We start from the raw sequence: 4,305 nt of genomic DNA, 5'->3' as shown, positions 1-4,305 counted from the left end.
GCATCCATGAACAAAGAGCACTTTCCTTTTTCTAGCGAATACCAAATCCGGCTTTCCTGGCAAATTAATATCATGTAATCTATATCTGTATCCCATTTTAAAGACAAAACGCCTTACTGCCAATTCCGGTTTTGTGTCACGGTCATGAACCATCTGCATTGTAAATTTTCTCTGCTCATGACTAAGATTATCTGTCCCGCCACCTCCCACTTTTTCCATAATGCCCCTTGTCGTGTATTGTTCCTTTGAAAGAATCTTAAAACAAAGCCCGCCCCCCGGCAAGACCGTCGCTCGACACCTCCGGCTTACGGCTCACCCTTGCCAGCCGGGGCCGGCTTGCTTACTTTATTACATACCGTGATTTGGCAGTAATTTGGGGCAAAACGGTCCAGCCGTGGCCAGGGCCTCGGAGGAGGAGCATGACCGACCAGCCGAAAGAAACCTCCCCCGTCAGGCCGCTGCGCGTGGTGATGGTCACCGGGGCCTATTTCCCGGAAATCTCCGGTGCGGGCCTGCAGTGCCGCAGCCTGATCCGGGCCGCGAACGGCGATGGCTTGCTGTTCAGCGTGGTCACCACCTGCCTGGAGCGCGGCCTGCCGTTCCGCGGGAGTGTGGACAGTGTCCCGGTCTACCGTCTGCCGGTCGGCAGCGCCAACCCCGGCGCCCTGACTTTCCTGCGCTGGCTGCCGCGGCTGGTCTGGCTGAAATGGTGTGTTTTCCTGCGGGCGGACATAATCCACCTGCACGGGTTCAGCCGCAAGAGCTGGCTGTTCGTGCTGTTCAGGCTCTGGCCCGGCAAGCGGGTGCTGCTCAAGCTGACCAGCCTGGGCGAGGACGACCCGGCCTCGATCCGCAAACGCGGGGCTCTGTCGCGCCTGTTCTACTCCCTGGCCGACCGCTACCTGGCGCCGGGGGAGGCCCTGGCGCGGGCCTATCTGGCCAGCGGGTTCCCGGAAGCCAAACTGGTGCGCCTGCCCAACGGGGTGGACACCGACCGTTTCCGCCCGGCCGAGCGCGAGGAGCGCCTGGCCCTGCGCGCACAGCTCGGCCTTCCGCTGGAGGGGGTGCTGGTGCTGTCCGTGGGCCATTTCTCGGAAGAGAAACGCCCGCACCTGACGGCCGAGTGCTGGAGCTGTCTGGGGGACGGCCCGCTGAGCCTGGTGATGATCGGGCGGACCGCGGAGGGCTCCTACGAGGTGGACCCGCGGGCCGTGGAGCGAGTGCGCGCCGCCGCCGCCAAACCTGGACGGCCCGGCGAGTTGGTTCTGGTGGAGAGCACGTCGCGGATCGAGGACTACTACCGCGCCGCGGATATATTCGTGCTGAGCTCGGTGCGAGAGGGCCAGCCCAACGCCCTGCTCGAGGCGATGGCCTGCGGCCTGGCCTGCGCCGCCTCGCGCCTGGAGGGCGTCACCGACAGCCTTCTGGAGGACGGCGGCGCGGGGCTGCTGTTCGAGCCGGACAACGCCCGCGCTCTGTGCTCCGCCCTCGAACGTCTGGCCGACAACCCGACCCTGCGCGAGATCCTGGGCCGCCGCGCCCGCGAGGTTGTGCTGGCCGGCTACGCAATGGAGGAGGTCGCCGCGCGCTACCGCAACCTGTGTTTCGGGCTGTATGGGCGCGACACTGCAGAGCAATGACCATCGCTCCCCCTGGAGCGAGCCTGAACATACCGGAGGCTTCACCTTTCCGTTACAACCTGAACAGGGGTACAGATAATGAGTGCCAGAACCAAAAAGGATTTCCTCAAGTCCACGGTCGACCATATCGACATCACCCGTTTCCCGGACGTGGTGCCGCTGGTCGAGGCGATGGGCCGCACCGCGTTCCAGGCCCGCAACCTGGCCCGCGCGGCCGGAATCTACGACCGCATGCTGCGTGACCCGGACTGCACGGTGATCCTCTGCCTGGCCGGCTCGCTGATCAGCGCGGGGCTGAAGACCGCGATCCAGACCCTGGTGCGCGACCGTATGGTGGATGCCATCGTCTCCACCGGCGCCAACATCGTGGACCAGGATTTCTTCGAGGGCCTGGGGTTCCGTCACTACCTGGGCACCCCGTTCGTGGATGACTCCGAGCTGCGCGAGCTGCACATCGACCGCATCTACGACACCTACATCGACGAGGACGAGCTGCGCGAGTGCGACGAGACCGTGGGCCGCATCGCCGACAGCCTGGAGCCGCGGCCCTATTCCTCGCGCGAGATCATCGCCGAGATGGGCCGTTTCCTGGAATCCGAGGGCAAGGGCGAGGGCTCGATCGTGCTGGAGGCGTTCCGCAGGGACGTGCCCATTTTCTGCCCGGCTTTCTCCGACTGCAGCGCCGGGTTCGGCCTGGTCGCACACCAGTACAAGCGCCAGGGAGTGAACTGCGTCTCCCTCGACTCGGCCAAGGATTTCCTGGAGCTGACCCGGATCAAGATGGAATCGAAAGAGACCGGCCTGCTGATGCTCGGCGGCGGCGTGCCCAAGAATTTCGCCCAGGATATCGTGGTGGCCGCGGATGTGCTGGGCACGGACGCCCCGATGCACAAGTACGCGATCCAGCTCACCGTGGCCGATGAGCGCGACGGCGCCCTGAGCGGCTCCACGCTCAAGGAGGCCAGCAGTTGGGGCAAGGTGGACACGGTGTTCGAGCAGATGGTCTACGGCGAGGCCACGGTGACTTTCCCGCTGTTGGCCGGGTACGCCTGGCACAAGAAAGGCTGGGCTGCCCGCGCCGAGCGCCGCTGCGCCAAACTGTTCGCCGCGGCGGGCGCCCGCGCCTGAATTCGTTTGAGAGACCGGGGGAGCTATGGACCCGCGGATTGTATTCCTGCGGCGGCTGCGCCTGGGGCCGGACCCGGCAATGCGCGGTTTCACCTACGGCCGGGTCCTCGGCTGGGAGGAGTATGGCAGGGTGCGCCGGGGGCTGGTTCCCCTGAGTTCTGAAGATAAGTGGCTGGTTGCGGTCCGCGGCGGCGAGCTGAGCTTTTTCCGCAGCGGGGATGGCACCCTGGTCTACCGGGCGGAGTTCGTTAACGCCGAGGGCGCTTTCAGAGCCGAGACGGCCCAGGTCAACGCCTGCGCGGAGCAGGTGGCCCCGCTGCCGGATACGTGCGAGGCCGCCCTGCTGGACTGCCTGATCGACCGTCTGCTTCTCGGGCGGCCCGCACCCTTTCCGGCCCTGCCGGGGGTCGGCGGCGAGAGCGCAGGTCTGATCGAGCGGCTCTGGCTGGGGCGTGCGGCGCTGAGAGATAGTACCGTAAAACAATTTTAATGTAGGGGCGGCCCCCCGTGGCCGCCTGGATTCGCAGGGCAGGCACAGGGACCTGCCCCTGCATTCCTGCAAGCGGCTTCAATCTCCGGGAAAAACCTATTGGGAGGGCCATTGTCCATTCCGTTCATGAACCTCAAGCGGCAGAACGGCGCCCTGCGCGAGGAGCTGCTGGCCGCCGCCGCGCGGGTGATCGAGCACGGGGCGTTCATCCAGGGCCCGGAGGTCAAGGCGTTCGAGGCGGCCTACGCCGCTTTCCAGGGGACAGCCCATTGCGTGGCCTGCAGCAACGGCACCAGCGCGTTGCACCTGGCCCTGGCCGCGGCCGGGGTCGGCCCGGGCGATGAGGTGATCACAGTGCCCAACAGCTTCGTGGCCACGTCCGAGGCGGTCCTGCACTGCGGAGCCCGCCCGGTGTTCGTGGATGTCAGGCCGGACACCCTGCTCATGGACCCGGCCCGGCTTGAAGCGGCGATCACCCCGCGCACCAGGGCCATCCTGCCGGTGCACCTCTACGGTTGCCTGGCCCCGATGGATAAGATTTGCGCCATTGCAGCGCGGCACAACCTGCTCGTGGTGGAGGACGCGGCCCAGGCGCAGGGGGCGGAGCTCGGCGGCAAGCGGGCCGGCACGTTCGGGCTGGCCGCGGGTTTCAGCTTTTATCCCGGCAAGAACCTGGGCGCCCTGGGCGATGCCGGCGCGGTGGTGACCTCGGACGAGGCCCTGGCCGAGAAGATGCGCCTTCTGCGCAACCACGGCGCCGTGCAGAAATACTGGCATGAGATTCCGGGCTACAATTACCGCATGGATAGTATCACCGCGGCGTTCCTGTCGGTCAAGCTGCCGCACCTGGAGCGCTGGACCGAGCTACGCCGGGCCAGGGCTGCGCTGTATGCGCAGGAGCTTGCTGGCTCGGGCCTCGAGCTGCCGGTGGAGCCCGCCGGGGCGCGTCATGTCTGGTACGTGTACGCGGTGCGCAGCGAGCGCCGCGACAACCTGGCCGCATACCTGAAAGAACGCGGGATCGACACGGTGATCCACTACCCGCTG

The 4,305-nt window shown here is 66.0% G+C and carries 5 protein-coding genes; 4 read left to right on the top strand and 1 reads right to left on the bottom strand.

Going from position 1 to position 4,305, the window contains the following annotated elements; translation table 11 throughout:
* Positions 1-219 (bottom strand): very short patch repair endonuclease (locus LLH00_08040; protein ID MCE5271220.1); only part of this gene is annotated, 219 nt, incomplete at its 3' end.
* A 200-nt stretch (positions 220-419) separates the two neighbouring features.
* On the opposite strand from LLH00_08040, the gene LLH00_08035 reads away from it, so the two are divergent.
* The 4 genes from LLH00_08035 to LLH00_08020 all read left to right on the top strand — a co-directional run.
* Complete coding sequence (locus LLH00_08035) at positions 420-1,640, top strand: glycosyltransferase family 4 protein (protein MCE5271219.1); 1,221 nt, start codon at positions 420-422, stop codon at positions 1,638-1,640.
* Positions 1,641-1,718: 78 nt separating this feature from the next.
* On the top strand, positions 1,719-2,768 hold the full coding sequence (locus LLH00_08030) for a deoxyhypusine synthase (GenBank protein ID MCE5271218.1): 1,050 nt from the start codon (positions 1,719-1,721) through the stop codon (positions 2,766-2,768).
* Positions 2,769-2,793: 25 nt separating this feature from the next.
* A complete protein-coding gene (locus LLH00_08025) occupies positions 2,794-3,258 on the top strand; it encodes a hypothetical protein (protein MCE5271217.1) in 465 nt (154 codons plus the stop codon).
* A 111-nt stretch (positions 3,259-3,369) separates the two neighbouring features.
* Positions 3,370-4,305: DegT/DnrJ/EryC1/StrS family aminotransferase (locus LLH00_08020; protein MCE5271216.1), on the top strand; the 936-nt coding region annotated here is incomplete at its 3' end.

The organism is bacterium (assembly GCA_021372515.1).
In the GTDB taxonomy this organism is placed as follows: domain Bacteria; phylum Gemmatimonadota; class Glassbacteria; order GWA2-58-10; family GWA2-58-10; genus JAJFUG01.
Note: the sequence above shows the minus strand (reverse complement) of the source record. Positions and strands in the feature narration are given on the sequence as shown.

Coding starts and splice junctions, on each gene's coding strand:
- LLH00_08025 (MCE5271217.1), top strand. CDS start 2,794: ATGGACCCGCGGATTGTATTCCTGCGGCGGCTGCGCCTGGGGCCGGAC.
- LLH00_08035 (MCE5271219.1), top strand. CDS start 420: ATGACCGACCAGCCGAAAGAAACCTCCCCCGTCAGGCCGCTGCGCGTG.
- LLH00_08030 (MCE5271218.1), top strand. CDS start 1,719: ATGAGTGCCAGAACCAAAAAGGATTTCCTCAAGTCCACGGTCGACCAT.